The organism is Chitinophaga rhizosphaerae (assembly GCF_003958645.1).
Lineage (GTDB): Bacteria > Bacteroidota > Bacteroidia > Chitinophagales > Chitinophagaceae > Chitinophaga > Chitinophaga rhizosphaerae.
In genome coordinates, this window is record NZ_RXLO01000003.1 from 774,348 (window position 1) to 799,323 (window position 24,976).

The window sequence follows — 24,976 nt, forward strand, 5'->3', positions numbered from 1 at the left end:
CCGGTTGCTACCCATGGATCGCGGAGCTGATAATCAGGCCGATGGCAATGATGTAAGCGGCGAATACCACGGCGATCGCCATGTTTTTGTGCTCTACGAGCTCTTTCCAGGTGTTTTCCGGGGTGATTTTTTCAATGATCCAGAAAGAAACGATGAGGATGATGACCCCGATCAGGGAATACACCACGGAAGCTACAATGTACTTCAGTTGTAAAACGTCTGACATATTTCGGTTTTTACTTGTGATAAAATCTGGGACCGCCGTGCGAACGGCTGGACTGCTGATTGCCATCCGGTTTCCAGTCTTCGGTGGCTTTGCAGTTGCAATACCGCACGCCGTTGTACGTGCCGTAAAAATAAATGCCGTACAAGATGGCGGCGATGAGGACGGGCCCGTAATAAACGGTATAATTCAGTTTAGTCTTCTTCATGATAGGGATTGAATTTGGTGCCGTACCAGCGGTTTTTCTCGAATCTGTCTTCCCAGTAATAAAGGCCGATGGAGAATGCGGCCATGAAGGCCATTGCCCAAATGGCGTTCCACCAGGAGGGGGTATCGTGATACCCGTAAATCTCGATCCAGTCGGCTTTTGTGTTCGTGTCCTTGAAGGGGGTGATAACGAGGTGGTAGCGGCCGGGCTCCACGGCACAGAGGGTTTCTGTACTGCCGGTACTGCCTTCGCTCCAGCTTTCTCCGCCGTCTGCACCATGATAATATTCAACGCCCAGCGCGAAGCTTTTTTCTTCTCCGGTAGTTTCGTTGATCATGTCTACAGACGCTTCCACCCAGGAGTTATCGACGCTCCCGCGGCTGCGGATCTCCACCAACGCCGGCCTTCCCTTGATCTCGAAAGATGAACTGGTGACCGGTTTGCCTTCGGTGGCCGTGTCGATAGGTATGTATTGCGCGAAAACTTCCTCGTTCCGCGCAGTGCCGTTCAGCTGCGCCTGCGTTCCCCAGACCAATACGCAGAATGCGAGCGCGGTGTAGATCATGGCGCGCGGCTTGATCCAGGTGGAAAACGGCTGCGCCGAACCTACGCCGATGCGTTCCGGCAAACTTTCCGCGGGCGTGAATGCTTTGCGGAGTATACGTGGGGTAACGTATTGCGCGAGCGACCATTCCGTGCCGTCTTGACCGCTCTCCCTTGTTAGTACGTACGGTGGACTGATATATTCGACGCAGTCTATCCCTTTAAGGGCATCCGGGAGGTAGGGAAACTCCCCGGAGAAGTAGCGGTATTTGGATTTGTAGGTGTGGTACCGTTGGAAGTCACGGTCCATGAAATAAGTGGCCCTTCCGTGATGGATGTCGTCCTTCACTTCGATGGAGATGTCGGATTCGGGGATGGTTTCCACAAAGAGCCAGTGCCCTTCGAATTCGGAAAGCCAGGCGTATTTAAAATTGGCTTCGTCGAAGAGGAGGTACTCCTGCCAGATGGCGTCTTTAGTGCCGGTTTCGTAGCGTTGGGCGTAACTGATAATGCGCCATTGGCGATCGAAAAGCTGGCCAGTGGTGCCCAGGGCGAATGTGTTCGGATGTGTGGGCGCTACCATGGTGCGATGCTTGACGAATTCCACGTCGTGCCAGCGTAGGAGGGATTTGCATTTACCGCAGCCGTAGTACAGGGTTTCTTCGTCCCACCCGTTGTAAACGGTACGGCAATCGGGACAACGCACGGTGTATTTGGGTTGATCCATATTGTTAGCGGCGAAGGGATGTGAGTGCATGATGGGTGGCTTCGAAGAAGCGCAGGGTTTCGTCGAGCAGCCGTTGTGTGGTGGCATCGTTGTTCCGGCGGAAATTGGAAAGGAACACATCGTAGGTGAACAGTCCGTATTCCGGCCAAGTATGGATGGAAATGTGGGATTCGGTGAGGCAGATGACGCCGGTGAACCCCCCGCCCGGGAAGTCGTGGAAACTCGCGCCTACTTCCGTTAAACCGTGTGCGGCAATGGCGTTCCGAATGAAATCTTTCCAGGCTTCATGGCTGTGAAGCAGCGTGGAACCTGGCGGCGTGTGGGCGGTAACCAATAAATGAAGTCCTGGTGTGTAGGTCATGTCAGGTATAGGTCTTGGAGGGGTGCAAATTATCATATTTCCGCCATCCTTGCAAATGCGCGGGGTTGAATGCGACGGGAGGAGGGTTGGAGCGGGAATAGCAATAAAAGAAAAACGGCAAGAAAGATATTCTTCCTTGCCGTTTAGTGTGTGGGAGCTGGCGGATTCGAACCGTCGACCCTCTGCTTGTAAGGCAGATGCTCTGAACCAGCTGAGCTAAGCTCCCTTTTTGTGTCCCCGTTTCGTGAACGCTTGTCGTTCGATGGGAGTGCAAATATATAGACAAATATTTCAAAAACAATCAGCTCTGCAGGAATTTTTTTTAATGATTTTTTTCGGTGGATGATGAAGCCCGTTGCTGCAGCGGGCTTCAGCGCGAAATGTCGTTTCTGCTTCCAACAACAGGGATGTATCATCAACTTAAAAAGCTGCGAAAAGATTTACTGCGGTGTTGCAGTGAATTTCCGGGAAGGGACATCCTTTCTCCGCAAATGGTAACGCCGAATCCGGAATTTGCACCTTCAAATATTACCACATGAGACATTACTACAAATGGGCCGCCGGTGCCTGCGCTGCGGCAGTGATGCTGGCAGCCTGCTCCAAAGACGATAAGGACGAAACGCCCGTTCCTGCGGGCAATTACAACAAACTGATCTCGGTAGCCAATTTCAACGGAGATACCACAACCGGCAAGGCCACCATTTACTTCAGCCTCGAAAAGGAAAAAGCCGCTTCCCCGAAAAACCTGCAAAGCGGGGATTGGGACGTGGCGTTCGGCGGTAACGCCAATTCCGCCGTTTCCGGTAACTACGGAGCCAATGAAGAGGGCAATACATCCGCTGGAAAAGGTGGCCCGGGCAAAGGAGGCGTGCTGGTCATCGATAAACCCTTCGACCAGGTGACCCGCGTCCCGGAAGGAGCCGTTTTCATTACCGCTTCAAACGGCGTAGGCCTCGATACCGCGGGCTTCTTCGGCACCACCACCGGCTGGTGCGTGTACGATTTCGCGGGCACGCTGCGCGCCACCAAAGGCATCGGGGGAAACAATGCTGCCACGCAGAAACATACCGTTTGGGCCCGTCCGGATCGCACGATCATCGTCCGCACCGCCAGCGGCAACTATGCAAAACTGAAAATCACGAGCATGTACAAAGATGCACCGGCAGAACCGGAAACCGCCACCGCGCGCCCGTTCTTCCACTTCCAGTACGTACTGGCAGCGCCGGGCTCGAAAGATTTTACCATCAGGTAGCCTCCTTCATTTTTTAATATGCCGCTAAAAACGACTGGTACGGAACGTCCCGCTCGCGGGACGTTTTTTCAATGCAATGAACTCCCGGTCCAAAGCGCAAGTATACCCGGCACAACGGGCAGGCAGAAATAGTCGCTTGGCCAGGCTGAAATAGCGTATGGTTGCTGCCGCTGATTTAGGGAATAGGATAAAACTACGCTGATAAAAGCCATGAAAATACTTTAGACACACCATGCCATCAGCAAATACGCCCCGTCAATCGGCAATGTGATGATTTTACATGCACTCAGCATGATGACAAGGATAGTTGTGACGGAGAGGATGGCAAGGTAAGCGAGCCAGGTGTTGATTTTTTTGCGTTCAGGTGAGAAGAATTCAGTTTGATTCGTATGTGCAGAAATCAGTTATCCGTGGAAAGTGGTGATGATAAAGATGAAAAGCGACACAGGCAGGGCAGGAGGGAAGGGGTGGTCATAAAGATCAGCCAGGTGTTGATCGTTTTGTTTGTCATTGTAGATGAATTAAGTTAAAATGGCTGCAAACAAATAATACAGGCATGTAAAAATGCAGGCGCCGATAAACACCACGAACGGTAGAAGAAAGTAAATGGTGAGCCACGCGGTGCGTTTAAATGGTTGCCGCCGACGCCGGAGTTTTACAGTGAAAATAATCCCGGCAACGGCCAGGATGGCATGAAATCCCACCCAGTACAGGATAAACTGCGCGATATCGAAAGGTATTGAAACGACCGAATTACGTGTAGCGTTATGACAATGAAGTACAGGAGAGAGGGTAAAGCTAAAGCCAGCAGCCAACCATTGATTTTTCGCTGATTCATGGGCAGGGGGCAAATTGCCGTAAATATAAAGAATAAATACACTATTAAGTTGGAGGCCGGGGGGAAACAAAAAAGCCCCGCAGTTTGCGAGGCTTTGTGGGAGCTGGCGGATTCGAACCGTCGACCCTCTGCTTGTAAGGCAGATGCTCTGAACCAGCTGAGCTAAGCTCCCTTTTTTGTGAACGCTTTTCGTTCGTTGGGATTGCAAAGGTAGAATCTTTTTGAATTCCGCCAAATTTTTTTTCAATTTTTTTTCATCGAAGTACCCAATCCACGATTTTATTGCTCCATTCTTCGCGGAAAGGCGTAGAGATTTTGATGTAGTTATCGGTATAGCCTTCCATCATCCCGTTTTTCCCGTGCGATTCAAAAAGCACGGGGCGCGTTTGCCCGATGTGCTGTTCGGTGAAGTACGACATTTTCTTATGGCTCAGGTTGCGCAGGGCTTTGTTGCGCTCCTGGCGAACGTTCACCGGCACCACCGGCGAAATGGTGAGGGCATGGGTATTGTCGCGCTCGCTGTAGGTGAACACATGGAGGTACGACACGTCGAGGCTATGGAGGAAATCGTAGGTTTCGAGGAAGTGGCCGTCGCTTTCGGAAGGGAAGCCCACGATCACGTCTACGCCGATCGCGCAATGCGGCATTTTTTCCTTGATCCGCGCTACTTTTTCGGCATACAGCTCGCGGCGGTAGCGGCGGCGCATCCCGGCGAGGATATCGTTGCTGCCGCTTTGCAGGGGAACATGGAAGTGCGGCATGAATTTTTGGCTTTGTGCCACGAAATCAATGATCTCGTCGGTCAGCAAATTCGGTTCGATGCTCGATATCCGGTACCGTTCGATACCTTCTACGGCATGCAGCTGCTGGATGAGCTCGTAAAACGATTCTTCGCGCTTCTTGCCGCCTTCGAACCCTTTGCCGAAGTCGCCCAGGTTCACGCCGGTGAGCACGATCTCCTTCACGCCGCCGGCCGCCAGTTCGCGGGCGTTGTTCAGCACTCCGGCGATGGAGTCGCTGCGGCTGATGCCCCGCGCCATGGGGATGGTGCAGAAAGAACAGGTATAATCGCAGCCGTCCTGCACCTTGAGGAAGGTACGGGTACGGTCGTTGATGGAATAGCTGGAATGGAACGTATTGACGTCTTCAATGTCGCAGGAGCAGACCTTGGCGCCATTATCGCCTTTGGTGAGCTCGCGGATATGATCTGCTATGTTGAACTTTTCGGCGGCGCCGAGCACGAGGTCTACCCCCGGGATTTCGGCGATTTCCTTTGGTTTGAGCTGGGCATAGCAGCCGGTGATGACCACCATGCTGCCGGGCGCGCGGCGCTGGATGCGGCGCACGATCTGCCGGCACTCCTTGTCGGCATTGTCGGTCACGGAACAGGTGTTGATCACGTACACGTCTGCCGTGTCGTCAAATTCCTTCCGCACAAAGCCGTCCTTTTCCATCATCCGCCCGATGGTGGAAGTTTCGGAAAAGTTCAGCTTGCAGCCGAGCGTGTGAAATGCTACTGATTTTTGACCGGTCATAAGGATGGCAAAGGTACGATTTCCGGGCGTTTTTCCGTCCTTTGATATGTCAAAAACCTGATATGTGTTTACCGCCCTTGAAAAGCTGCGCCGGATGCAGTAACTTGCCGGTTTTATGCGCGTTATTTCGAAAGTTCTCAAGGGCGTCTATGTCGTTTACGCCGGGGTGATCTGGCTGGCGATCATGCTCCTGATCCTGCTGCCCATCGTGGCCGTGTCTTTCCTGGGAAAAGTGAAGGGCGGGAACCTTGTGTTCTACTTCCTCCGTTTCTGGGCACATGTCTGGTTCCCCGCCGTGGGCATAATCGTTACCCGCAGATGGCATTCTCCCCGCACCAAAGAGCCCTGCATATACCTGGCCAACCACGCCAGCTACCTCGATGCAGCCCTCGCTGTGAAGGTAATGCCCCTCCCGTTCCGCCCCCTCGGTAAAAGCGAGCTCTCCAAAGTACCCCTGTTCGGCATGATCTACAGCCGTTCGGTAGTACCGGTAGACCGCTCCAGCGCACGCGGCCGGGTACAGTCGGTGCGCGACATGATGTTCATGCTCCAGCACAAAGTGAGCCTCCTCATCTTCCCCGAAGGCACCACCAACAACTCTGCCCAACCCCTGCTGCCTTTCCACCAGGGCGCTTTCCGCATCGCGATAGAAACGCAGACCGATATCCGGCCCGTGGTGTACGTGGATTGCCGCGCCCGCCTGGAAGACCTCAACCCCATGAGCCTCAACCCCGGCAAATGCCGCGTGGTATTCATGGAACCGGTTTCCGTGAAAGGCCTCACCATCGAAGATGTTCCCAAGCTCCGCCAGCAGGTGTATGAAATGATGGATGCCGAACTGCGCAAATACAGAGTATATCCGGCGCTCCAGCCCGCATGAAATACGCCGACGTCATATTGCCCTTAGCCCTGCCGCGGAACTATACCTACGCCGTTCCGCCCGAAATGGAATCCTCCATCCAGCCGGGATCCCGCGTGGCCGTTCAGCTCGGCAAGCAAAAAAGGTACGCCGGCATCGTGAAGCGCATCCACGAACTGCCGCCTTCCAATTACAAAACCAAACCCATCCTCGACGTGCTCGACAAAGAGCCCGTGGTATACCCCACGCAGCTCGCCTTCTGGGAATGGATCGCGCAATATTACATGTGCAACGAAGGAGACGTGCTCAACGCCGCGCTCCCCGCTCACCTCAAACTTTCCAGCGAAACGGTGCTGCTGTATAACGACGCCCTGGGCGACGATTTCACCGCCCTTTCCGACCACGAATACCTCATCGCCGAGGCGCTCCAGATCCGCAAGGAACTGCGCATCGGCGAAGTTCAGCTCATCCTCGACCGCTCCGACGTCTATTCCCTCATCAAACAGCTCATCGAAAAACAGGTGTGCTTCGTGTACGAAGAACTGAAGGAATCCTACAAGGCGAAACTCGAGAACTACGTGCTGCTCAACCCCGCCCTCGAAAGCGACGAAGCCATGGCCCCGCTGTTCGACGAGCTGGGCCGCGCCCCCAAACAGCTGGAGCTCCTGCTGGCGTATCTCCACCTCGTTCGCACCCAGGGCGCGGTATTGCAAAGCGAACTGCTCAAAAAATCAGGGGCTTCTTCGGCCCAGCTGAAAGGCCTGGTAGACAAAGGTATCCTGCGGGTTGAAAAACGGCAGGTAGACCGCGTACCCCTGGGCAAAATGGAAACGCAGCTCGATTTCGACCTGAGCCCCGCCCAGGAAAAAGCCCTGGCCGAAATCCGGACCGGCTTCCAGGATAAACAGGTGGCCCTGCTGCATGGGGTTACATCCAGCGGTAAGACCCAGATTTACGTCAAACTCATCGAAGAGGCCCTCGCCAACGGGAGACAGGTGCTGTACCTGCTCCCGGAAATCGCGCTGACGGCCCAGATCATCCGGCGGTTGCAGAAGCACTTCGCCGGGCAGATCGGTATTTACCATTCCCGTTTCTCCAACAACGAGCGCGTGGAAATCTGGAACAAGGTAAAAAGCGGCGAAATCCGCATCGTGCTGGGCGCCCGGTCCAGCCTGCTGCTGCCTTTCCGCGACCTCGGCCTCATCATCCTCGACGAAGAGCACGACGCTTCCTTCAAACAGCATGAGCCGGCGCCGCGCTATCACGCCCGCGATGCGGCCATTTACTACGCCAGTCTTTTCAAAGCCAAAGTGCTGCTTGGTTCCGCCACGCCCGCGCTCGAAAGCTACTATAACGCCAAACAGGGCAAATACGCACTGGTAGAGCTGGGCGAACGCTTCGGCGGCATCGATATGCCCGATATCGAAATCGTGGACATGAAAAAGGAAACCGCCCTGAAGGAAGTGGTGAACAACTTCTCGTCGGTACTCCGGAAGCAGATCGCACAATCGCTCGCAGACAAGAAACAGGTCATCCTGTTCCAGAACCGCCGCGGATACGCGCCGTTCCTGCTTTGCACCACCTGCGGATGGATACCCAACTGCAAACAGTGCGATGTTTCCCTTACTTATCACAAGCACCAGGACAAACTCAGTTGCCACTATTGCGGCACACGTTATCCTTACCTATACGTTTGCGAGGCTTGCGGCAGCCAGACCCTTTTTCCGAAGAACTTCGGCACCGAAAAGATCGAAGAAGACCTGCAGGCGCTGTTCCCGGAGGCGCGCATCGCGCGGATGGACCTGGACGCCATCCGGAGCAAAGACAGTCATAACAAGATGATCCAGTCACTGGAGCAGCGCGAGATCGACATTCTCGTGGGTACGCAGATGGTGGTGAAAGGGCTCGATTTCGAGAACGTGAACCTCGTCGGTATCCTCAGTGCAGACAGTTTGCTCAGCTATCCCGATTTCCGGGTGAACGAGCGCGCTTTCCAGCTCATGGAGCAGGTAAGCGGGCGCAGCGGCCGGCGGGACGGGAAGGGCAAGGTGATCGTACAGGCCAGTAATACGCGGCATCCGATTTTGCAATTCGTGGTGGAGCATAACTACCGGAAAATGTACGAAAGCGAGATCGCGGAGCGGGAGCAGTTCGGTTATCCGCCGTTTTACCGGCTCATGAAGATCACGCTCAAGCACAAACAGCAGCAAACGGTCGAGCAGGCCGCCATGGTGCTCGGCAACTGGCTGAAACCGCACCTGGGGCATCAGCTCGTGGGGCCGGCGGCGCCGCTGGTAAGCCGGGTGAGAGGGTTTTACCTGCAGGAAATGCTTATCAAGCTGCCGAAAGACAGCAAAAAGATCACCCAGATCAAACAGCTGGCGAAAGAAATGTTTTTACAATTGACGATCGAGAAGCAATTCCGGTCGGTCATCATTCTCCCGGATGTGGATTGTGTGTAGTTTTCGTTTGATAGAAAAGCACGTAATGCACGCCCGGTCCCCCTTTTTCAGATAATTCACGCATTTTTTTGGCAACATCTTCTGCCCTGACGGGGCGGTATTTGCTCCATCTGCCGCGCAGGAGGCAGCCGAATACCGGCATCACCCACAGGGCTACCTGTTCCCCGAAGCGCATTTCCTTGCGGTTGCCGATGAGGAAGCTGGGCTGATAGATGTACATGGCCGGGAATTCAAGCGCCCGCAAAGCGGCTTCCGCACGGCCTTTGGTGCGGAGATAAAAGTTCTTGGAAGATGCCTGCGCGCCGATCGAAGAAACAAGATGGTACTGGCGGATGCCGTTTTTCCGGACGATGGTGCCGCAACGGACGGGGATCGCATAATCGACCGCGATGAAGGCTTCTTCGCTGCCGGCTTTTTTGATGGTGGTACCAATGCAGCAGAACAATACATCCCCGTGAAGCACGGATTGAAGCGCGGCATCGTCCGTGAAATCCACCACGATCTGTTCCAGCTTCCCGTCGCGGATGGGGAGGGGTTTGCGGACGAGGGCTTTCACTTTCGCATAACCGCTGTTTTCCAGCAGGTCCTGCACCAAAAGCGAGCCTACGAGACCGGTGGCTCCAATCACAATTGCTGTTCCCGGCATATGAATGTTGATTATATTTGTTCCGTTATTAAAGATAGGATATTTGAACACTTGCATATGAGGGTATCTGAAAATGTTTCGCTCCGGCCTTACAATACATTCGGCATAGACGCCATCGCACGGTATTTCGCATCCTTCCACTCGCGCGAGCAGCTGGAAACGCTTTTGCTCGACCCGAAATGGGCCACCATGCCCAGGATCATCCTCGGCGGCGGGAGCAACATCCTGCTCACCAAAGATTTCGACGGCATCGTGCTCAAGAACGAGATCAAAGGCATCAAATCCGTAAGGGAAGATGATGCGTTTGTGTACGTGCAGGCCGGCGCAGGCGAGAACTGGCACCAGTTTGTGCAGGATTGCATCGCCAAAGGGCTCGGTGGGCTGGAAAACCTGTCCCTCATCCCCGGCAACGTAGGCGCGAGCCCCATGCAGAATATCGGGGCGTATGGGGTGGAGATCAAGGATACGTTCGAATCGCTGGAAGCGTTCCATTTGCAGGACCGGGAGATTCATCTGTTCGATAGGGACGCCTGTGAGTTCGGGTACCGCGAGAGCGTTTTCAAGCACCGGTACAAGGAGCAGTTCGCCATCCTTCATGTCACGTTCCGGCTGTCCAAACATCCCGCTTTTAATACCAGTTACGGCGCCATCGAGCAGGAGCTGGAGCGCATGGGAGTGAAGGAATTGTCCATCCGCGCCATCAGCCAGGCCGTCATCAATATCCGTTCCTCCAAACTCCCCAATCCCGCGGAGATCGGCAATGCAGGCAGCTTCTTCAAAAACCCGGAAGTAACCGCCGAAACTTATGCATCCCTGAAACTCGCGTTCCCCAACATCGTCGCATATCCCTTACCCAACGGGCATTTCAAACTGGCCGCGGGCTGGCTCATCGAACAGGCGGGCTGGAAAGGCTACCGAGATGGCGATGCCGGCGTGCACGAACGGCAGGCGCTGGTGCTCGTCAATTACGGCCGCGCGGAAGGCGAACAGATCGTGGAACTGTCCTGGAAGATCGTGGACAGCGTGAAAGAGAAATTCGGCGTCGCGCTCGAAAGGGAAGTCAATATCGTTTAGTTTTTCGACGCAATGTGGCGGATGATCTTGTCCGCATGTTCACGGGAGTTCTCGATGAACCAGACATGCGTGTTCATACCTCCGCAAACCACGCCGGCCAGGTAAATGCCCGGCATATTCGTTTCCATCGTGTCTTCATTATACACCGGTTCCCGCACGCCGTCGGCCGACAGTTGCACGCCTACGTTTTCCAGGAAAGGAAAATCAGGCTGGTAGCCGGTTGCGGCGATCACGAAATCGTTGGGGATGGTAATGACGCCTTCCGGCGTGAGGATGTCTGCCTCCTGTTCGCGCACGCCCACGAGCGTGGAATGGAAGTAAGCCTGGATGCTGCCCTCCCTGATGCGGTTCTCGATGTCGGGTTTTACCCAATATTTCACCCGTTTGCCGATCCCTTCTTCCCTCACCACCATCGTTACTTCTGCACCTTTGCGGTAGGTTTCCAAAGCCGCGTCCACGGCGGAGTTGTTGGCGCCGATGACGATCACTTTCCGCGTGGCGTAATAGTGCGGGTCTTTGTAGTAGTGCGTTACTTTGGGAAGGTCTTCCCCCGGGATGCGGAGCAGGTTGGGGATGTCGTAAAAGCCGGTGGCGATGACGATGTTGTCTGCCCCGTACACGGCTTTATCGGTTATGACGGTGTAGCCTTTTTCGGCGGGTTTTACCGTTTCCACTTTTTCGAAGAGATGGATGTTGATGTGCTTGCTCACGGCCACGCGCCGGTAATATTCGAGGGCCTCCGGGCGTGTGGGTTTCGCGTTGTTGGACACGAAGGGGATGCCGCCGATCTCGAGCCTTTCGCTGGTCGAGAAAAAAGTCATGTTGATGGGATACCGGTAGAGCGAATTGACGAGGCAGCCCTTTTCGATCACCACATAGTCTATTCCCTGCTTTTGCGCCGCCAGCGCGCATGCGAGACCGATAGGGCCGCCGCCTACGATGAGTAATGCTACCTTTTTTGCCATACGCTAATGTACGGCATTTTGTGCCAGCGAATCGAGCAGGCGGAACAGTGTAGCTTTGGTTTCCCGGGCATGGGGAAGGCCGTCCCGCAGCTCCTCCGCGTTCTGCACCCAATCGCCGCCTTGCAGATCGTGGCCGCAGGCATCGATCATTCCTTCGACGGATTCGCCCGTCACCTCCAGGTGGAATTGCAGCCCCACGGCGTTTTGACCGAACTGGAAAGCCTGGTGCTTCGTAACGGGCGATTCCGCCAGCAGCTGCGCGCCTTCCGGCAGATCGAAGGTATCGCCGTGCCAGTGGAACACCACGAGTTGTTCGGGAGCCCAGTCGGCACGGAACGTAACGGGGAACCATCCGATCTCCTTTTCTTTATTCGGGTACACGCTGGCGCCCAGCGAAGCGGCCAGTAATTGCGAGCCAAGGCATACGCCCAGCACGGGTTTGCCGGATTCCACGGCGTCGGTGATAAAAGTGATCTCGTTGCGGATCCAGGGGTATTCGTCGGTGTCGTAAACGCCCATCGGTCCGCCCATCACCACCAGCATATCCAGGTCAGACGCGGCCGGCAGCGGATCGTTTTCATAAAATCGGGTATACTCGATCGAGTGGCCTTTACTTTCCGCCCATTCCGCAATGGCGGCGGGCCCTTCGAACGGTACGTGCTGAAAAATGCGGATGCGCATAGGTTGTCAGAGTTGAAAATGATAGAATTTGGTATCTACGGGCAGGATGTACGGCCCGTCCGGGATCGCGCTCCTGCTCACCTGCACGAAGCCGTTCTTTTCGTAGAAACGGTGCGCGGCGTGGAGGATGTCGGCAGTGCCCAGATAAATGTCGCTGTAATCATGGCTGCGGGCCCATTCCTTCAATGTTTCCAGCAAACGGCCGGCCACGCCGTGTTCGCGGCCGCGGAAATCTTCGTGAACGAACATCTTGCGCAAAGCGCCCTTACCTTCTCCGAGGTCCATCAGCGCGATGGTCCCGATCAGCCGGCCATCATGTACCGCGATCCAGAAATTGCTGACGCCCTGCTGGTACACTTCCGGGATGATCGCCAGGTCTGGCTGCTGTTCGCGGGTAACGGGCAGGCCAAATTCCTGCTGCTGGATATGGAGGATGAAATCGTAAATCTGGTCCGCATAGTCGGACGAAAACGGCTGTACTTGCATATGCTTCGATTTGGGGTTTTGCTATTGATGGAAACATCCCGTCATTCCTATTACACATTCCCGTGGATCGCCTTCAGCCCGTCGTCGGGGAAGCGGATGTCCATGTCGTTGGCAACGTCTCTCGGCAGGGATTTGGTCGTTTTCGCGTCCAGTTCCCGGATTTGTTCCAGTTTGCCGATGATGGTATCACCTTTTCGTTTGCCTTCCTTCAGCCTGTTCATGGCTTCGGCATAAGCAACGCCGGCTTTATTGATATGATCGCCCATTCCCTGCATTTCTTCCAGGAACAGGATGAATTTGTCGTACAGTAATCCGCACTGGCGGAAGATTTCATCTACGTTCCGCGCCCGGTTTTCGTGCTGCCACAACTGCCGGATGATCTTGAACGTAGCCACGAGGGTAGATGGTGTGATGAGCACCACTTTTTTGCTGAGCGCGCGGTTGAAAATCTCCGGGCTTTCGTTCAAAGCCAATGTGAGTGCGGGCTCGAAGTGCATGAACATGAAAACGAAGTCGGGGGATTTGAGGGTGCCCAGGCGCTGGTAATTCCTGGCGCCGAGCTCGTCGATATGTTCGTTGATATTGCGGACGAGTTGTTTGAGATGGATTTTTTTCTCTGCGGGGTCCTGTGTGTTGAAATAGGCGACATAAGCATTGAGGCTCACTTTGCTGTCGATCACCAGGTGCTTGCCGTCGGGCAGTTTCAGGATGAAATCCGGCCGGAAGTTGCGTTGCTGGTCCTGATCGCGGTGCACTTCCTCGCTGGTGTAGTCGATGTATTTCTGGAGGCCTTCTGCTTCGAGGATGAGGCGGAGGCGGTCTTCACCCCAGTTGCCCTGTACTTTCACGTCGGATTTGAGGGCGCTCGCCAGGCGCTGCGCGTCTTCGCTGAGGCGGAGGTTCAGCTGCTGGAGGGATTCGATTTCTTTCTTGAGGGAAGTGAGATCGTGGATGTCTTCTTTCCGCGTTTGCTCGATGGTTTTACGGAACTGCCCGATATCGGTCTGCAACGGCGCCAGCAGGTGGTCTAGCGAAAGTTTGTTCGTTTCCAGGAGGTCGCGGCTTTTTTGGCGGAGGATGTCGGCCGCGAGGTTCGAGAATTCCTGCCGGTTGCTTTCGTGGATTTTTTTCAATTGCTCTCCCAGGCCGGATAACTGTTCTTTTTCCTTGTCAGCCGCTGCGAGCCTGGCGGTGAGGGTGCGCAATTCGCTTTCCTGTACTTTCAGTTCCTGGTCGCGCTGGTGGAGGGTGAAAAGCGTGCTGTCGTACATTTCCCGGCTCACATATCCTTCGTCTACCTGTTCGCGGCTCAGCATTTTGGCCAGTTCGTCTTTCGGGGCGTAGAACCTGCGGAGGAGCAGGAAGCCGCCCAGGCCGCCTGCAAACAGCCCTGCGATCAGTACGGAAAGGAGGGTTAATGTCATATCGATCAAAGTTAACGAATCATAACGATGCGGTGCTCACCGGATTATGCACACCTGTGCATAAAACGAAAAAGGTCCGGGCGTGTTGCCCGGACCGTATCAAACATATCTCCAAAGTTGGCAATTACATGAAGTGGTAGCGTACGAAAGCTTCCATGGCCGCGTATTTCTGCAGGCCCAGTTTGTCGTACAGCTCGGCGGTGTTGGCGTTGCGCTCTTCGGCACGTTGCCAGAACTCGCGTGCGTCGGCGCCCTGGAAGGGGACCACGTCTTTCTGGCTCTGGTGGATGAAGATGCCCAGGCGTTTCTGCATGATCTGGTCGGGGCTCATGGGCACCGCCATTTCAATCTCGTGGATATCCCATTCCTGCCATGCGCCTTTGTAGAGCCAAACCCAGCAATCTTTCGCCCAGTCGTCGTTTTTCACGATGTCGAGCGCAGCGAAGATGATGTCCAGGCAAACTTTATGGGTGCCATGCGGATCGGCGAGGTCGCCGGCGCAGTAGATCTGTTGGGGTTTCAGCTCGCGGAGCAGGTCTACGGTCAGTTGCACGTCTTCCGGGCCCATGGGTTTCTTTTCCACCAGGCCGGTTTCGTAGAAAGGCAGGTTCTGGAAATGCGCGTGATCGTCGCCCACGCCAACGTAACGGCAGGTGGCTTTCGCTTCGCCGCGGCGGATGAGGCCTTTGATGGCGCGGATTTCCGGCGTGTCTTTCTGGCTGGGCTTCTTGCTGCCGATGAACGCTTTGGCGTTCTCCAGGATCTGGGAGCTCTTGCTGCGGTCGATGTCGAACATGCCTTCGAAACCTACGGCGAAGTCGATGAAGCGGAGCACAAACTCGTCGGTAACCGCGATGTTGCCGGAAGTCTGGTAAGCAACGTGCACATCGTGGCCCTGTTCATGGAGACGGATGAAAGTACCGCCCATGGAAATGATATCGTCGTCTGGGTGCGGGCTGAAGATGAGGGCGCGCTTGCGCTCGGGGGTCGACCGCTCGGGATGGTTGGGCAGTGCTGCGCCGGGCTTACCGCCGGGCCAGCCGGTGATGGTGTCGCGGATGGCGTTGAACTCCTTGATATTCAGTTCGTATGCAGAACCGTATTGTACGATCAGGTCGTTCAGGCCATTATTATTGTAATCTTTGTCGGTGAGCATGAGAATGGGCTTGTTGAGCTTCAGCGCCAGGCTGGTAACGGCCTTGCGGGTGAGCTTCGGCGTCCATTCGCAGTCGCCGGTGAGCCAGGGTTCCTTGTTACGGGTGAGCTCGGAAGCGGCCTGCTCGTCGATGACGAATTTGCAGTTGGGGTGCTGTTGCAGCAGGGAAGCGGGCACCTGGTCGGTGGTGGAACCTTCCACGGAGCGGCGCACGATTTTGGCTTTGTGCTGGCCCCAGGCGAGGAGGATCACTTTCTTCGCTTTCATGATGGTGCCGATACCGGCCGTGATGGCGAGGCGGGGCACCTGGCTCATGTTGGAGAACTCGTAGGCGTTGGCCAGGCGGGTGCTGTTGTCGAGCGTTACGAGGCGGGTATGGGAGTTAGGCTGCGAACCGGGCTCGTTGAAGCCGATGTGGCCGTTGTTCCCGATGCCCAGGATCTGGATATCGATGCCACCAACGGTCTCGATCTTGCGCTCGTACGCTTCTGCGTAAGCCTTGATCTGCTCTTTGGGAACAGTGCCGTCGGGGATGTTGTAATTTTCTGCGGGAATGTCGATATGATTGAACAGGTGTTCTTTCATAAACCGGTTGTAGCTCTGCAAAGCGTCCGGCTCGATAGGGTAGTACTCGTCGAGGTTGAAAGTGACTACGTTTTTAAAGCTCAGTCCTTCTTCCTTGTGAAGACGAACGAGTTCAGCATAAAGGTACTTCGGAGTGGATCCGGTGGCAAGACCTAATACGGCGGGCTCGTTGGCGGCCTGCTTTTCGCGTATAAGAGCAGCGATCTCCCTGGCCACGGCTTTGGAACCCGCTTTGGCATCAAGGTGAATGTCCACGGAAATCTGTTCGAAACTGTCGATCAGTTCAATTTCCTGGTGATTGATGGTCATTGTTCAGTTTTTTAATGCGTTTTCAAAAACGAGCCGGAAAATTAAATAAAATACAGGTAATGTTCTTGAAAATTTATGATTAACTATTTCCTTTCCCCGTTCCTCCTGTCAAATCCAAACCCTTTTCTCCTCCGTAATTATTAGCAGTGTAATATCCCCGACCGGCCCCGGCCCCGGACGGCACCCATAACCGTCAGTAACCAAACCCATTTTTCGACCAACGCATGAAAAGAAATTTAATATTTGTGGCCTGCGCCCTCCTGCTTCAAGCAACCGGCGTATTATCAGCCGCTTTTCCTGGCCCGCCGGCCCCAGCCTCCCATAACGTCAACTGGGTAAAATCCAAATCCGGTTCCTGGGCGGCCAATAGGGAAGGGAAATCTTTCTGGTACCGGCTCGACCGCAACGCCCGTATCTGGTGGAGCCCCGACGGGCACGAATGGGCGGAGGTCACAGACGGGATGTGGGCCGATAAACAGGACCGCTGGCTTAAAATAGGGGAAGGGAAGTTGTGGTGGACGGCCGACGCCGGCAAAAATTTCGAAGAAGTACCCGAATGGAAGTGGCAGGGCCCCAGGGGCGAGTGGTACAAATTCGACGCAAAATGGACCCTTTGGGTCGCGCTTTAATCACTCCATGGCACATCATGCATCAAAACATAGCACCTCATCTTTTCGAATAGAGTCACGAATAGCATACAGATGAAGAAACAAGTCCGCCGCTCTTGAACGGTGGTCAGCTAAAGTAAAAAGGCCGTCCCATCAAAATCGGGTCGGCCTTTTTATTATGGTTTTTTGATGGGATAACTGAGGTTGAACAGCTTCAGGTAATCTTCGATCGGCTCCAATCCCTAATCCATCCTGCGTTTGTTGACATTCGGCTCGTCGACGATCGGGTAAAGGAACATCTGCCCGTTTTCATCCCTGCCGGGCTGCGAACCATACATTTGCGTCCCGTCCCGCGGGTCCCGGAAGAATCCCGTCCGGCAAAGGTGCTGGGTATAAGCTTAGGGAACGGTTACGATCCCGCTTTTTTTCGATTTAACAACGCCCGAAGATTTCCTTGACAGGATTACCGTAATAAAAAAGAGGCTGAATCCGCCCGGGAAACAGCCTCTTTTTGCCAATCGTATAATATGGTCACTGAACGATCAGTTCGTCTACAAACAGCCAGGCGGCCTGCCCTTCGCCCGGGGCGCCGTCCGGGATTTTACCGAGCGCCCGCAGGGAAAATTTCACGTACCGGCCTTTCACCTCCTGCAACCGCTCGCGGATGCGGATGATGCCCGTGCCGCCGGGGTCTTTCCTTTGCATCACCTCTTTGTAATGCTTCCCGTCTTCCGACACCGAAATCACGATCTCTTTCGGCGGATAGATCCACTGCCCGCGGTTGGCGAGGTAATTCAGTCCCACCACCGCAATGTCCGTAATATCTCCCAGGTCGATCACCGCTTCCATGGTGCCACCGCTGTAGCCGGTCCAATGGTTGTCGGTGAACGACGTAAGGCCTTCGATGCCGTTCACGAGCGCGAACGGGCCCGGGTTGTATTGCTGGTGGGGTGTTTTGGCGAGGGTCACTGTTTTGCCCATCGCTTTATGGAACACGAACGATTGCTGCCAGTCGTTGCCGTAAGGCTTCCCGTCTTGCAGCACCGTTGCGCGGATGGTTTCCGTTTTGGTAACGGGGATCGGGCCGGTGTATGGCATGGAAGCCGCGTCTGGCGCGGAACTGTCTGTCGTGAAAACGATCTTTCCGCCGTCCAGCTTGGAATCCAGCTTCACCTGCACACCGCTTTTCCCTTCGTTTTCCACGCTGGCGCGCACTTCGAACACGTGCTTGGCGTAGTTCACGGCTTTTTTATCGAGCCGGGGCAGATGGCGCTTGAGCCTTTCGAGGAATCCGTCGTAATTCTTCGTTTCCTTTGGCGACCACAACACTTCGGACAGCGCCACGGCGCGGGGGTATACCATGTATTCCGCATGCTCCGGACTGCCGATGTATTCCGTCCACAGGTTGGCCTGCGCGCCTTTGATGAAAGCGGCTTCGGTGGCGGAAAGGCTTTCAGGAACGGGATCGAAGCCGTAGACCTTGCTCACGGGCGTGAAACCGCCGATGGCCAGCGGTTCGTTTTTGCCGAGCGACTGGTAATGATCGAAGTACACGAAATTGCCGGGTGTCATGATAACATCGTGGTGCAGTTTCGCCGCCGCGATGCCACCTTCGATCCCGCGCCAGCTCATCACGGTGGCGTTGGGGGCGAGGCCGCCTTCCAGGATTTCGTCCCATCCGATGATCTGGCGCCCTTTTTCGTTCAGCCATTTTTCCATCCGCTGGATGAAGTAACTCTGAAGGGCATGACCGTCTTTGAGCCCGTTAGCTTTCATGCGGGCCTGGCATTTGGGGCATTTTTCCCAACGCACTTTCGGGCATTCGTCGCCGCCGATGTGGATGTATTTGGAAGGGAAGAGGATCATCACTTCTTCCAGTACGTTTTGCAGGAACAGGAAAGTGGAGTCGTTGCCGGCGCAGAATACGTCGTCGAACACGCCCCATTTGGTGCCAACGGAGTACGGCCCGCCAGTGCAACCGAGGCTGGGATATGCTGCCAGTGCGGCGAGGGCGTGGCCCGGCATTTCGATTTCGGGGATCACGGTCACGTGGCGGTCGGTAGCGTATTGCACAACGTCCTTGATGTCTTCCTGGGTGTAAAATCCACCGTAGGGCTTGCCGTCGAATTTATTGTCTTCGAGCCGGCCGTCGAGCGTTTCCTTTCTTCTGCTGGCGATTTCCTGCAGTTTGGGATAGCGCTTGATCTCGATGCGCCAGCCCTGGTCGTCGGTCAGATGCCAGTGGAAAGTGTTCATTTTATGCATGGCCAGCAGGTCGATGTACTTTTTGACGAAGGAAACGGGAAAGAAATGGCGGGAAACGTCGAGGTGGAGGCCGCGATAGGCGAAGCGCGGCTGGTCGGAAATGTCGACCCCGGGCAGCCAGTACGCCGTGGCGGATTGCACGGGCAGCAGCTGGATGAGGGTTTGCATCCCGTAGAAAGTGCCGGCTTCATCGTCGCCGTCGATCGTCACTACATCTTTACCGACTTTGAGCCGGTAAGCTTCGGCGATGGCTTTTTCCGCGGCAGGGCGCGTCCTGAACACGATGGCGTTCATCGATCCACTGTCCTGCAACTTCAGTTCGAAACCGGCGAGCGATTTGAACCATTCGTTGAACAGTTCGGCCGTTTTACGGTCGGCCGGGGTGGCGGCCACGAGCACGGTCTGTTTGTCGAGCAGGAAGGAATCTGCCGATTCGATGAGCCTTACAGGCATGGGAATGAGCTGTACGGGCGCTTTGGGCGCGGTGCCCTCGGGCCCGTGCGTGCCACAGGATGCTAGGCCGGCAAGGGCCAGCAATGCGATAACGAGCGTTTTAAAGGTCATTTTCTGTTGATGGTTTTATTGGCGGGAAGCGGCGGCTTTTAGGTGCAGGATACTCTTTTTTCTGCTCCGTCACTTATCCCTTCAGCTTATCATTTTCTTATTTCGGTTTGATAAGATACGACGTTCAATCGACTTCCGTCGCGGGAAATCTGCTTTCAACCTAACCGGAATGGCGCCCACGTCGGCTCTAAAAGAAAAGGGAAGGTGTTAAACCCTCCCATTTCACTATTCGATAATAATTTCATCCGCGAAAATGTGGCCATGCTCGCCTTTTCCGGGGTGCCAGTCGGGGATGACGCCTATCGAGGTGGCGATCACTTTCACGAACCGGGCCTTCGCGTTCACCGGGAGGCTCAGCTCCTGGATGAAGCTGCCGTGCTCGCGGGGGGAGAAGGTATTTTTCACCACACCGGCCGATCGGAAGGTTTTACCGTCGTCGGAAAGGAGGAACTCCACCTGCGTGGGGTACCAAATCCACGAACCGATATCCTGCAACACACCGAGGCCGAGTTTCTTCAGCTGGCGGGGCGATTTCAGGTCTACGATGGCTTCCAGGTTCCCGGGGTAATGGCTTTGCCAGGCGCCGAGGCGGAAGTCTTCCCGCCCGCGGATCCCGTCGATCAGCCCGTCTGGCCCGCCTGCGGTAAACTGCGGGTGGATTTTCGACAGTACCGTAATGGTTTTGTCGGTAGGAATGAGGTAGAATGGCGTTTCCGTCACCTGGCTGTATTGACCGTTACGGAAAGCCACGGCTTTGAGGCGCGCGGATTTTTTCAGCGTAATGGGCGCCGTATATTTTTTCGATTTGTTATCGGGCGTGCTGCCGTCGAGTGTATAAAAAATCGTAGTGTTCGGTTCTACCGCTTTCAGTGTAACGGCCATGGAATTCTTGAACCGGTCTTCCGCAGCCACCACATAGGGAACGGCCACGATGAGATCTTCCGTGATGGCGCTCACGGGCACGTGGGTGCCGGTGGCCCAGTTCTTGTTGGGCGTGGCGCTCATGTCGAACGTCAGTTCGCCGCCTTCCATGATGGCGCTGTGGGGAATCGCCGACGTGCTGAGGCTTTCCGTTTTTCCGTTCGCGCTTTTCAGGCTAACGCCTTTCACGTAGAAGTTTTTCGGGCTGAGGTCGTTAGCCTTGATGGTAAAGGTTTTGCCGCTTTCGAGATGGATCTTCACTTCGTCGAAAGCGGGCGTGCCGAGGCTGTAGAGGCCATCGCCGGGGCGCACGGGGTAAATACCCATGGCGCTCATGATGTACCAGGCGCTCATCTGTCCGCAGTCTTCGTTGCCGCTCAGGCCGTCGGGCGCATTGTGGTACATGGTGTTCATGACCTGGTGTACCAGTTCCTGCGTTCTCCAGGGCTGGCCGGCGTAGTTGAACAGGTACGCGATATGGTGGCTGGGCTCGTTACCGTGCGCATATTGGCCGATCAGGCCCGTAATGTCGCTCTGGTGGCGGCCGGAGAGTTGGTCTTCCGTCGTGAAAAGATGGTCCAGCTTGTCGATGAATTTTTCCCTTCCACCGTTCAGTTTCATGAGGCCGCTTACGTCTTGCGGCGCGTAGAAGCTATACTGCCAGCTGTTGGCTTCAGTGAAGAAGTTGTTCACTTCCGTGGGAACGAAGGGGCTCATCCACCTGGCGCCGATCTTGCCGCGCATAAACCCGGTAGACGCGTCGTACAGGTTTTTGTACGATTGCGCGCGACGCATATACCGATCATGCACTTCCATATCGCCGAGCATTTTGCCCATTTGTGCGATGCACCAGTCGTCGTACGAATATTCCAGCGTGCGCGACACGGATTCGGGTTGCGTGTCCATGCTGAGGTAGCCCTGGCGGATGTAGTCCTGCATCCCGAAGCGGGTGCCTTCCGCGTAGCTGCGCATGGCTTCCAGCGCGTATTTCGCATCATATCCGCGGATGCCTTTCTGGTAGGCGTCTACGATCACGGGCACGGAATGGTAGCCGATCATGCAGAACGTTTCGTTGCCGCTCAGTTCCCATACGGGCAACATGCCGCCGTTTTTGTATTGGGCGAGGAAGGTATTGATCCAGTCGTTGGTCCGGCGATGATTGATGATGGTCATGAGCGGGTGCAGGGCACGATGGGTGTCCCACAGCGAAAACACGCTATGATTCTCGAAACCCTCTGCCTTGTGGACTTTCAGGTCGGTCCCGCGATACTGCCCGTCCACGTCCATATAGAGGTTGGGATTGAGGCAGGCGTGGTAAAGTGCGGAGTAGAACATGGTCTGCTGATCGGGCGTTCCGCCTTTCACTTCGATTTTTCCGAGTTCGGTATTCCAGGCCGAAACTGCGTTGGCGAGGGTGCCGTCGAAGTCGAAGCCGGGCATTTCGGCGTCGAGGTTCTTCATGGCGCCGGCTTCGTTTACACCGCTGATGGCCACTTTCACGTAGATGGGATCTTTCACGTCGAACGTAAAATACGCCTTGATGTTGCGCCCTTCTGCCTGTTGCAGCGCGCCTTTGGCGGTGTCTCCCAACGCGACGGTGTGACTGCGGAAGGGCTGGCTGAATTTCATGGCGAAGTACAGTATCTGTTCCTTGGCCCAGCTGGTGGAAGTGCGCATCCCTACTATGGTGGAGTCGTTGATCACTTTCAGGGAGGAATGGATCACGATATCGCGGTGGTAGAGGTCGAGCAGTACGTGGCCTTCTTTGGCGGTGGCGGGGAATTCGTATTTATGCAGGCCTACGCGGCGGGTGGCGGTGAGGCTGGCGCGGATGTCGTATTTGTCGAGTTTCACGCTGTAGAAGCCGGCGTAGGCTTTTTCGTTGGCGTGGGAGAAAGGGGAGGCGTAGGCTTCGTTATTCCACGCGGGCTGGCCGGTAACGGGCATGAGCAGTACATCGCAGTAATCCTCGATGCCGGTGCCGCTGAGGTGGGTGTGGGAGAAGCCGTAGAGCAGGGAATCGGTGTAATGGTATCCGGAACAGCCGTCCCAGCCTTTGAGGCGGGTGTCAGGACTGAGCTGTACCATGCCGAAAGGCATACTGGGGCCGGGATACGTGTGGCCGTGGCCGCCTGTGCCGATAAAGGGATTTACTTTCTGCGCATAGTTCACGGTTTGTGCTTGCGCGGCAGATGCCAGCCCGAGGGCCAGCAAAACCATCCATTTTTTCATTCACTGTTTTTTTAATATCCAACCGCCGGCGCCGCGGCATAGTTGCAGCCCGGTCGGCAAAAGCTAAAATAAGGAAAATGATTCGCTAAAACGTTTTAGTGTTTTGAAAAATGATGAACGGAGGGGTAGGACGATTGGCCGTAAACGAAAAAGGCTCCCGGACTGGGAGCCTTCTTTTATGATGTTTAACCGTGTGTTTACTTCAGCATCAGTTCCGCGATCACGGGCCGGTGGTCAGACGCGATGGTTTCTTCTACCACGGCTGCCGTGCTCACATGCCAGCGTCCTTTCCCGGAAAGCAGGATGTAGTCGAGCTTCTGGGTGGGCTTGTCAGACGGCCATGTGGGCCCCAGTTTTTCGGTCGCGTCGGTGAAATGCGCCTTCAGCTGCGCGATCTCTCTGGATGGCGGCAGAGCGTTGAAATCGCCGGCGATCACGAAGGGAACGGGAGAACGGTGCAGTTGCTGCAGGATCAGTTGTATCTGCGAAAGGCGGTCTGCCGGGTCTTCCGTATGATCGAGATGGGCCGAGGCGAAACGCAGGAGGCTGTCGCCCGGGAGCTGCACCGTTACGATGGCGGCCGATCTCGGTTCGCCTTCCTTGCCATTGGACGGGAGGGCGAGCGTGTAGGCCGACTGGATGGGGTATCTCGAAAGCACCCCGTTGCCATATCCGCCGCCATCGAAGTCCATGGCTTTGCCGAAGTAGATATACATCCCGGTGGCGTCGGCGAGTTCCTTGAGGATGTCGGATTTACCGATGCGGAGTGTGGCGGAGTCTACTTCCTGCAGTGCCACGAGGTCAGGATTGGTGGCAAGGATCACGGTGGCGATGCCCTGGATATCGAGCTTGCCGTTCATGTTTTCGGCATGGTGAATATTGTAGGTCAGCACCTTGATCACCTGGCCCTGGACCTGCGCTTTCGCCGAAAGCGCGCCGGTCATGAAAATCAGATATAGAATAGTTCGCTGCATACAGTGATAAATGGGATCCGGGCGATCGGCGGCTGAGGCGGATCGCGCCTTATTTGAAAATGCTCTTCACGGGCCGGCCGGTCCAGCTCTGCGGAGTCTTCAACCCGAAGATATATGCGATCGTTGCGGCCGTATCGTACGTCATCACGCTTTCTGTCACTTCATTGGCTTTTTTGATGCCTTTCCCGGTAAAAATCCAGGGGATCTGCATTTCCACCATCGTTTTGCCGCCATGGCCCTTGTTGATGCCGCCGTGGTCGGAAGAAAGGATGATCACGCTGTTGTCCCACATCCCGGCGTCTTTCACGGCCTGGAGAATCTTACCTAATAAAACGTCGTTTTTATGCACTTGTTCATAATACGGCGGAATGTTATGCCCGATTTCGTGGCCCACCCCGTCTGGCTGGTCGAAATGTACGAAAAGAAAATCCGGTTTCTTTTCTTTCAGGTATGCAATAGCCGTTTCGGTAGTGGCGCTGTCCGACGGACAATGCTGGTCTTTGTTCACCGCCTGTTTCGGGAACAGGTAGCCGATGCCGCCCCAGGAATAGATCACGCCGGTTTCCGCGTTGGGCTTTTGCTCGCGCAGCAAGGTGAATAGGGAAGGGAAGAGGCCGTATTTGTCCAGCTCCCGGGGTTCCACTTCAGGCGTTTTACTGCCCCATTCGGTGAAGCCGTGGAGTTCCGGAGCGGCGCCCATGATCATGGAAGCCCAGTTTACGGCGCTGGAAGAAGGAAGTACGCTGCGTGCCTTCAACGTCCAGCTGCCGTCGGCCATCATCTGTTTCATGACCGGATTGTCCGATTTTTCCATGGCGTAAGCCCCGAGCCCGTCCATTCCGATCAGGATCACATGCTTAACACCTTTCACCTGCGCGTTCGCGCCAAGCGCCATACACAACAATAAAGCTAAGTAGCGAGCTTTTCTCATGTTTCGACTAATTTAAAAATTATTTAATGTATTGACCCTGCCGCGTTTTTCACAAAGCGGAATTGTGGATAAATGTAGGGAATGTTGAGTGAGTTTTGTTTAATATTTATATACAAGGATGGGTTTTTGGATAACTGGTGTATACAT

General features: G+C 55.1%; 20 protein-coding genes and 2 tRNA genes. 5 read left to right on the forward strand and 17 right to left on the reverse strand.

What is annotated here, in order from left to right; genetic code table 11:
* Positions 1 to 7 precede the first annotated feature (7 nt).
* The 5 genes from EJ361_RS10205 to EJ361_RS10225 form a co-directional block, all read right to left on the reverse strand.
* Positions 8 to 226 (reverse strand): DUF350 domain-containing protein, encoded by a 219-nt coding sequence (locus EJ361_RS10205; RefSeq protein ID WP_126245490.1) that lies wholly within the window; start codon positions 224 to 226, stop codon positions 8 to 10.
* Between the two features lie 10 nt (positions 227 to 236).
* Positions 237 to 431 carry a hypothetical protein gene (locus EJ361_RS10210; RefSeq protein WP_126245491.1) on the reverse strand — a complete coding sequence of 65 codons (195 nt, stop codon included), beginning with the start codon at positions 429 to 431 and terminating at the stop codon, positions 237 to 239.
* Positions 418 to 1,701 carry a DUF4178 domain-containing protein gene (locus EJ361_RS10215; protein ID WP_164714165.1) on the reverse strand — a complete coding sequence of 428 codons (1,284 nt, stop codon included), beginning with the start codon at positions 1,699 to 1,701 and terminating at the stop codon, positions 418 to 420. Before EJ361_RS10215 ends, EJ361_RS10210 begins: the two co-directional genes overlap by 14 nt.
* 4 nt (positions 1,702 to 1,705) lie before the next feature.
* Positions 1,706 to 2,062, reverse strand: a complete 357-nt coding sequence (locus tag EJ361_RS10220; protein ID WP_126245493.1) for an S-adenosylmethionine decarboxylase family protein — start codon at positions 2,060 to 2,062, stop codon at positions 1,706 to 1,708.
* A 151-nt stretch (positions 2,063 to 2,213) separates the two neighbouring features.
* Positions 2,214 to 2,288 (reverse strand) — tRNA-Val (locus tag EJ361_RS10225).
* Positions 2,289 to 2,597: 309 nt separating this feature from the next.
* On the opposite strand from EJ361_RS10225, the gene EJ361_RS10230 reads away from it, so the two are divergent.
* The gene (locus tag EJ361_RS10230) at positions 2,598 to 3,314 is read left to right on the forward strand and encodes an HmuY family protein (RefSeq protein WP_126245494.1); all 717 of its coding nucleotides are present in this window, start codon (positions 2,598 to 2,600) and stop codon (positions 3,312 to 3,314) included.
* A gap of 935 nt (positions 3,315 to 4,249) precedes the next feature.
* Here the strand turns inward: EJ361_RS10230 and EJ361_RS10240 are convergent.
* Positions 4,250 to 4,324 (reverse strand) — tRNA-Val (locus EJ361_RS10240).
* Positions 4,325 to 4,406: 82 nt separating this feature from the next.
* A complete protein-coding gene (gene mtaB, locus EJ361_RS10245; protein ID WP_126245496.1) occupies positions 4,407 to 5,687 on the reverse strand; it encodes a tRNA (N(6)-L-threonylcarbamoyladenosine(37)-C(2))-methylthiotransferase MtaB in 1,281 nt (426 codons plus the stop codon).
* 115 nt (positions 5,688 to 5,802) lie between these two features.
* On the opposite strand from mtaB, the gene EJ361_RS10250 reads away from it, so the two are divergent.
* Both EJ361_RS10250 and priA read left to right on the forward strand, forming a co-directional pair.
* A complete protein-coding gene (locus EJ361_RS10250; RefSeq protein ID WP_126245497.1) occupies positions 5,803 to 6,567 on the forward strand; it encodes a lysophospholipid acyltransferase family protein in 765 nt (254 codons plus the stop codon).
* The gene (gene priA / locus EJ361_RS10255) at positions 6,564 to 9,008 is read left to right on the forward strand and encodes a replication restart helicase PriA (protein WP_126245498.1); all 2,445 of its coding nucleotides are present in this window, start codon (positions 6,564 to 6,566) and stop codon (positions 9,006 to 9,008) included. The genes EJ361_RS10250 and priA overlap by 4 nt, the downstream gene beginning before the upstream one ends.
* On the opposite strand, the gene EJ361_RS10260 is transcribed toward priA, so the two are convergent.
* Positions 8,980 to 9,654, reverse strand: a complete 675-nt coding sequence (locus EJ361_RS10260) for an NAD(P)H-binding protein (protein ID WP_164714166.1) — start codon at positions 9,652 to 9,654, stop codon at positions 8,980 to 8,982. The two genes, priA and EJ361_RS10260, sit on opposite strands and share 29 nt — an antisense overlap.
* Positions 9,655 to 9,711: 57 nt before the next feature.
* Between EJ361_RS10260 and murB the strand changes: the two genes are divergently transcribed.
* Positions 9,712 to 10,728, forward strand: coding sequence for a UDP-N-acetylmuramate dehydrogenase (murB, locus tag EJ361_RS10265; RefSeq protein WP_126245500.1), 1,017 nt, complete (start codon positions 9,712 to 9,714; stop codon positions 10,726 to 10,728).
* On the opposite strand, the gene EJ361_RS10270 is transcribed toward murB, so the two are convergent.
* The 5 genes from EJ361_RS10270 to nagB form a co-directional block, all read right to left on the reverse strand.
* Positions 10,725 to 11,693, reverse strand: coding sequence for a YpdA family putative bacillithiol disulfide reductase (locus EJ361_RS10270; RefSeq protein WP_126245501.1), 969 nt, complete (start codon positions 11,691 to 11,693; stop codon positions 10,725 to 10,727). The genes murB and EJ361_RS10270 overlap by 4 nt on opposite strands.
* Positions 11,694 to 11,696: 3 nt before the next feature.
* Positions 11,697 to 12,374, reverse strand: coding sequence for a type 1 glutamine amidotransferase (locus EJ361_RS10275; protein WP_126245502.1), 678 nt, complete (start codon positions 12,372 to 12,374; stop codon positions 11,697 to 11,699).
* A gap of 6 nt (positions 12,375 to 12,380) precedes the next feature.
* Positions 12,381 to 12,860 (reverse strand): GNAT family N-acetyltransferase, encoded by a 480-nt coding sequence (locus EJ361_RS10280; protein WP_126245503.1) that lies wholly within the window; start codon positions 12,858 to 12,860, stop codon positions 12,381 to 12,383.
* A 50-nt stretch (positions 12,861 to 12,910) separates the two neighbouring features.
* On the reverse strand, positions 12,911 to 14,284 hold the full coding sequence (locus tag EJ361_RS10285) for a DNA recombination protein RmuC (RefSeq protein ID WP_126245504.1): 1,374 nt from the start codon (positions 14,282 to 14,284) through the stop codon (positions 12,911 to 12,913).
* 124 nt (positions 14,285 to 14,408) lie between these two features.
* On the reverse strand, positions 14,409 to 16,334 hold the full coding sequence (gene nagB, locus EJ361_RS10290; RefSeq protein WP_126245505.1) for a glucosamine-6-phosphate deaminase: 1,926 nt from the start codon (positions 16,332 to 16,334) through the stop codon (positions 14,409 to 14,411).
* Positions 16,335 to 16,558: 224 nt separating this feature from the next.
* Between nagB and EJ361_RS10295 the strand changes: the two genes are divergently transcribed.
* Complete coding sequence (locus tag EJ361_RS10295; protein WP_126245506.1) at positions 16,559 to 16,963, forward strand: hypothetical protein; 405 nt, start codon at positions 16,559 to 16,561, stop codon at positions 16,961 to 16,963.
* A 510-nt stretch (positions 16,964 to 17,473) separates the two neighbouring features.
* On the opposite strand, the gene EJ361_RS10300 is transcribed toward EJ361_RS10295, so the two are convergent.
* The 4 genes from EJ361_RS10300 to EJ361_RS10315 form a co-directional block, all read right to left on the reverse strand.
* On the reverse strand, positions 17,474 to 19,771 hold the full coding sequence (locus EJ361_RS10300) for a beta-N-acetylhexosaminidase (RefSeq protein ID WP_126245507.1): 2,298 nt from the start codon (positions 19,769 to 19,771) through the stop codon (positions 17,474 to 17,476).
* 225 nt (positions 19,772 to 19,996) lie between these two features.
* The gene (locus EJ361_RS10305) at positions 19,997 to 22,924 is read right to left on the reverse strand and encodes a GH92 family glycosyl hydrolase (RefSeq protein WP_205686981.1); all 2,928 of its coding nucleotides are present in this window, start codon (positions 22,922 to 22,924) and stop codon (positions 19,997 to 19,999) included.
* 197 nt (positions 22,925 to 23,121) lie between these two features.
* Positions 23,122 to 23,898 (reverse strand): endonuclease/exonuclease/phosphatase family protein, encoded by a 777-nt coding sequence (locus tag EJ361_RS10310; protein ID WP_126245508.1) that lies wholly within the window; start codon positions 23,896 to 23,898, stop codon positions 23,122 to 23,124.
* A 49-nt stretch (positions 23,899 to 23,947) separates the two neighbouring features.
* Positions 23,948 to 24,829, reverse strand: coding sequence for an alkaline phosphatase (locus tag EJ361_RS10315; protein ID WP_126245509.1), 882 nt, complete (start codon positions 24,827 to 24,829; stop codon positions 23,948 to 23,950).
* Between the last annotated feature and the right edge of the window lie 147 nt (positions 24,830 to 24,976).

Bases quoted from the DNA above. Each gene is read 5' to 3' on its own strand.
- EJ361_RS10260 (WP_164714166.1), bottom strand. From the start codon at position 9,654: ATGCCGGGAACAGCAATTGTGATTGGAGCCACCGGTCTCGTAGGCTCG.
- EJ361_RS10280 (WP_126245503.1), bottom strand. From the start codon at position 12,860: ATGCAAGTACAGCCGTTTTCGTCCGACTATGCGGACCAGATTTACGAT.
- mtaB (WP_126245496.1), bottom strand. From the start codon at position 5,687: ATGACCGGTCAAAAATCAGTAGCATTTCACACGCTCGGCTGCAAGCTG.
- EJ361_RS10215 (WP_164714165.1), bottom strand. From the start codon at position 1,701: ATGGATCAACCCAAATACACCGTGCGTTGTCCCGATTGCCGTACCGTT.
- EJ361_RS10230 (WP_126245494.1), top strand. From the start codon at position 2,598: ATGAGACATTACTACAAATGGGCCGCCGGTGCCTGCGCTGCGGCAGTG.
- EJ361_RS10220 (WP_126245493.1), bottom strand. From the start codon at position 2,062: ATGACCTACACACCAGGACTTCATTTATTGGTTACCGCCCACACGCCG.
- EJ361_RS10305 (WP_205686981.1), bottom strand. From the start codon at position 22,924: ATGAAAAAATGGATGGTTTTGCTGGCCCTCGGGCTGGCATCTGCCGCG.
- priA (WP_126245498.1), top strand. From the start codon at position 6,564: ATGAAATACGCCGACGTCATATTGCCCTTAGCCCTGCCGCGGAACTAT.
- EJ361_RS10205 (WP_126245490.1), bottom strand. From the start codon at position 226: ATGTCAGACGTTTTACAACTGAAGTACATTGTAGCTTCCGTGGTGTAT.
- EJ361_RS10270 (WP_126245501.1), bottom strand. From the start codon at position 11,693: ATGGCAAAAAAGGTAGCATTACTCATCGTAGGCGGCGGCCCTATCGGT.
- EJ361_RS10295 (WP_126245506.1), top strand. From the start codon at position 16,559: ATGAAAAGAAATTTAATATTTGTGGCCTGCGCCCTCCTGCTTCAAGCA.
- nagB (WP_126245505.1), bottom strand. From the start codon at position 16,334: ATGACCATCAATCACCAGGAAATTGAACTGATCGACAGTTTCGAACAG.
- EJ361_RS10310 (WP_126245508.1), bottom strand. From the start codon at position 23,898: ATGCAGCGAACTATTCTATATCTGATTTTCATGACCGGCGCGCTTTCG.
- EJ361_RS10210 (WP_126245491.1), bottom strand. From the start codon at position 431: ATGAAGAAGACTAAACTGAATTATACCGTTTATTACGGGCCCGTCCTC.
- EJ361_RS10275 (WP_126245502.1), bottom strand. From the start codon at position 12,374: ATGCGCATCCGCATTTTTCAGCACGTACCGTTCGAAGGGCCCGCCGCC.
- EJ361_RS10285 (WP_126245504.1), bottom strand. From the start codon at position 14,284: ATGACATTAACCCTCCTTTCCGTACTGATCGCAGGGCTGTTTGCAGGC.
- murB (WP_126245500.1), top strand. From the start codon at position 9,712: ATGAGGGTATCTGAAAATGTTTCGCTCCGGCCTTACAATACATTCGGC.
- EJ361_RS10250 (WP_126245497.1), top strand. From the start codon at position 5,803: ATGCGCGTTATTTCGAAAGTTCTCAAGGGCGTCTATGTCGTTTACGCC.
- EJ361_RS10300 (WP_126245507.1), bottom strand. From the start codon at position 19,771: ATGACCTTTAAAACGCTCGTTATCGCATTGCTGGCCCTTGCCGGCCTA.
- EJ361_RS10315 (WP_126245509.1), bottom strand. From the start codon at position 24,829: ATGAGAAAAGCTCGCTACTTAGCTTTATTGTTGTGTATGGCGCTTGGC.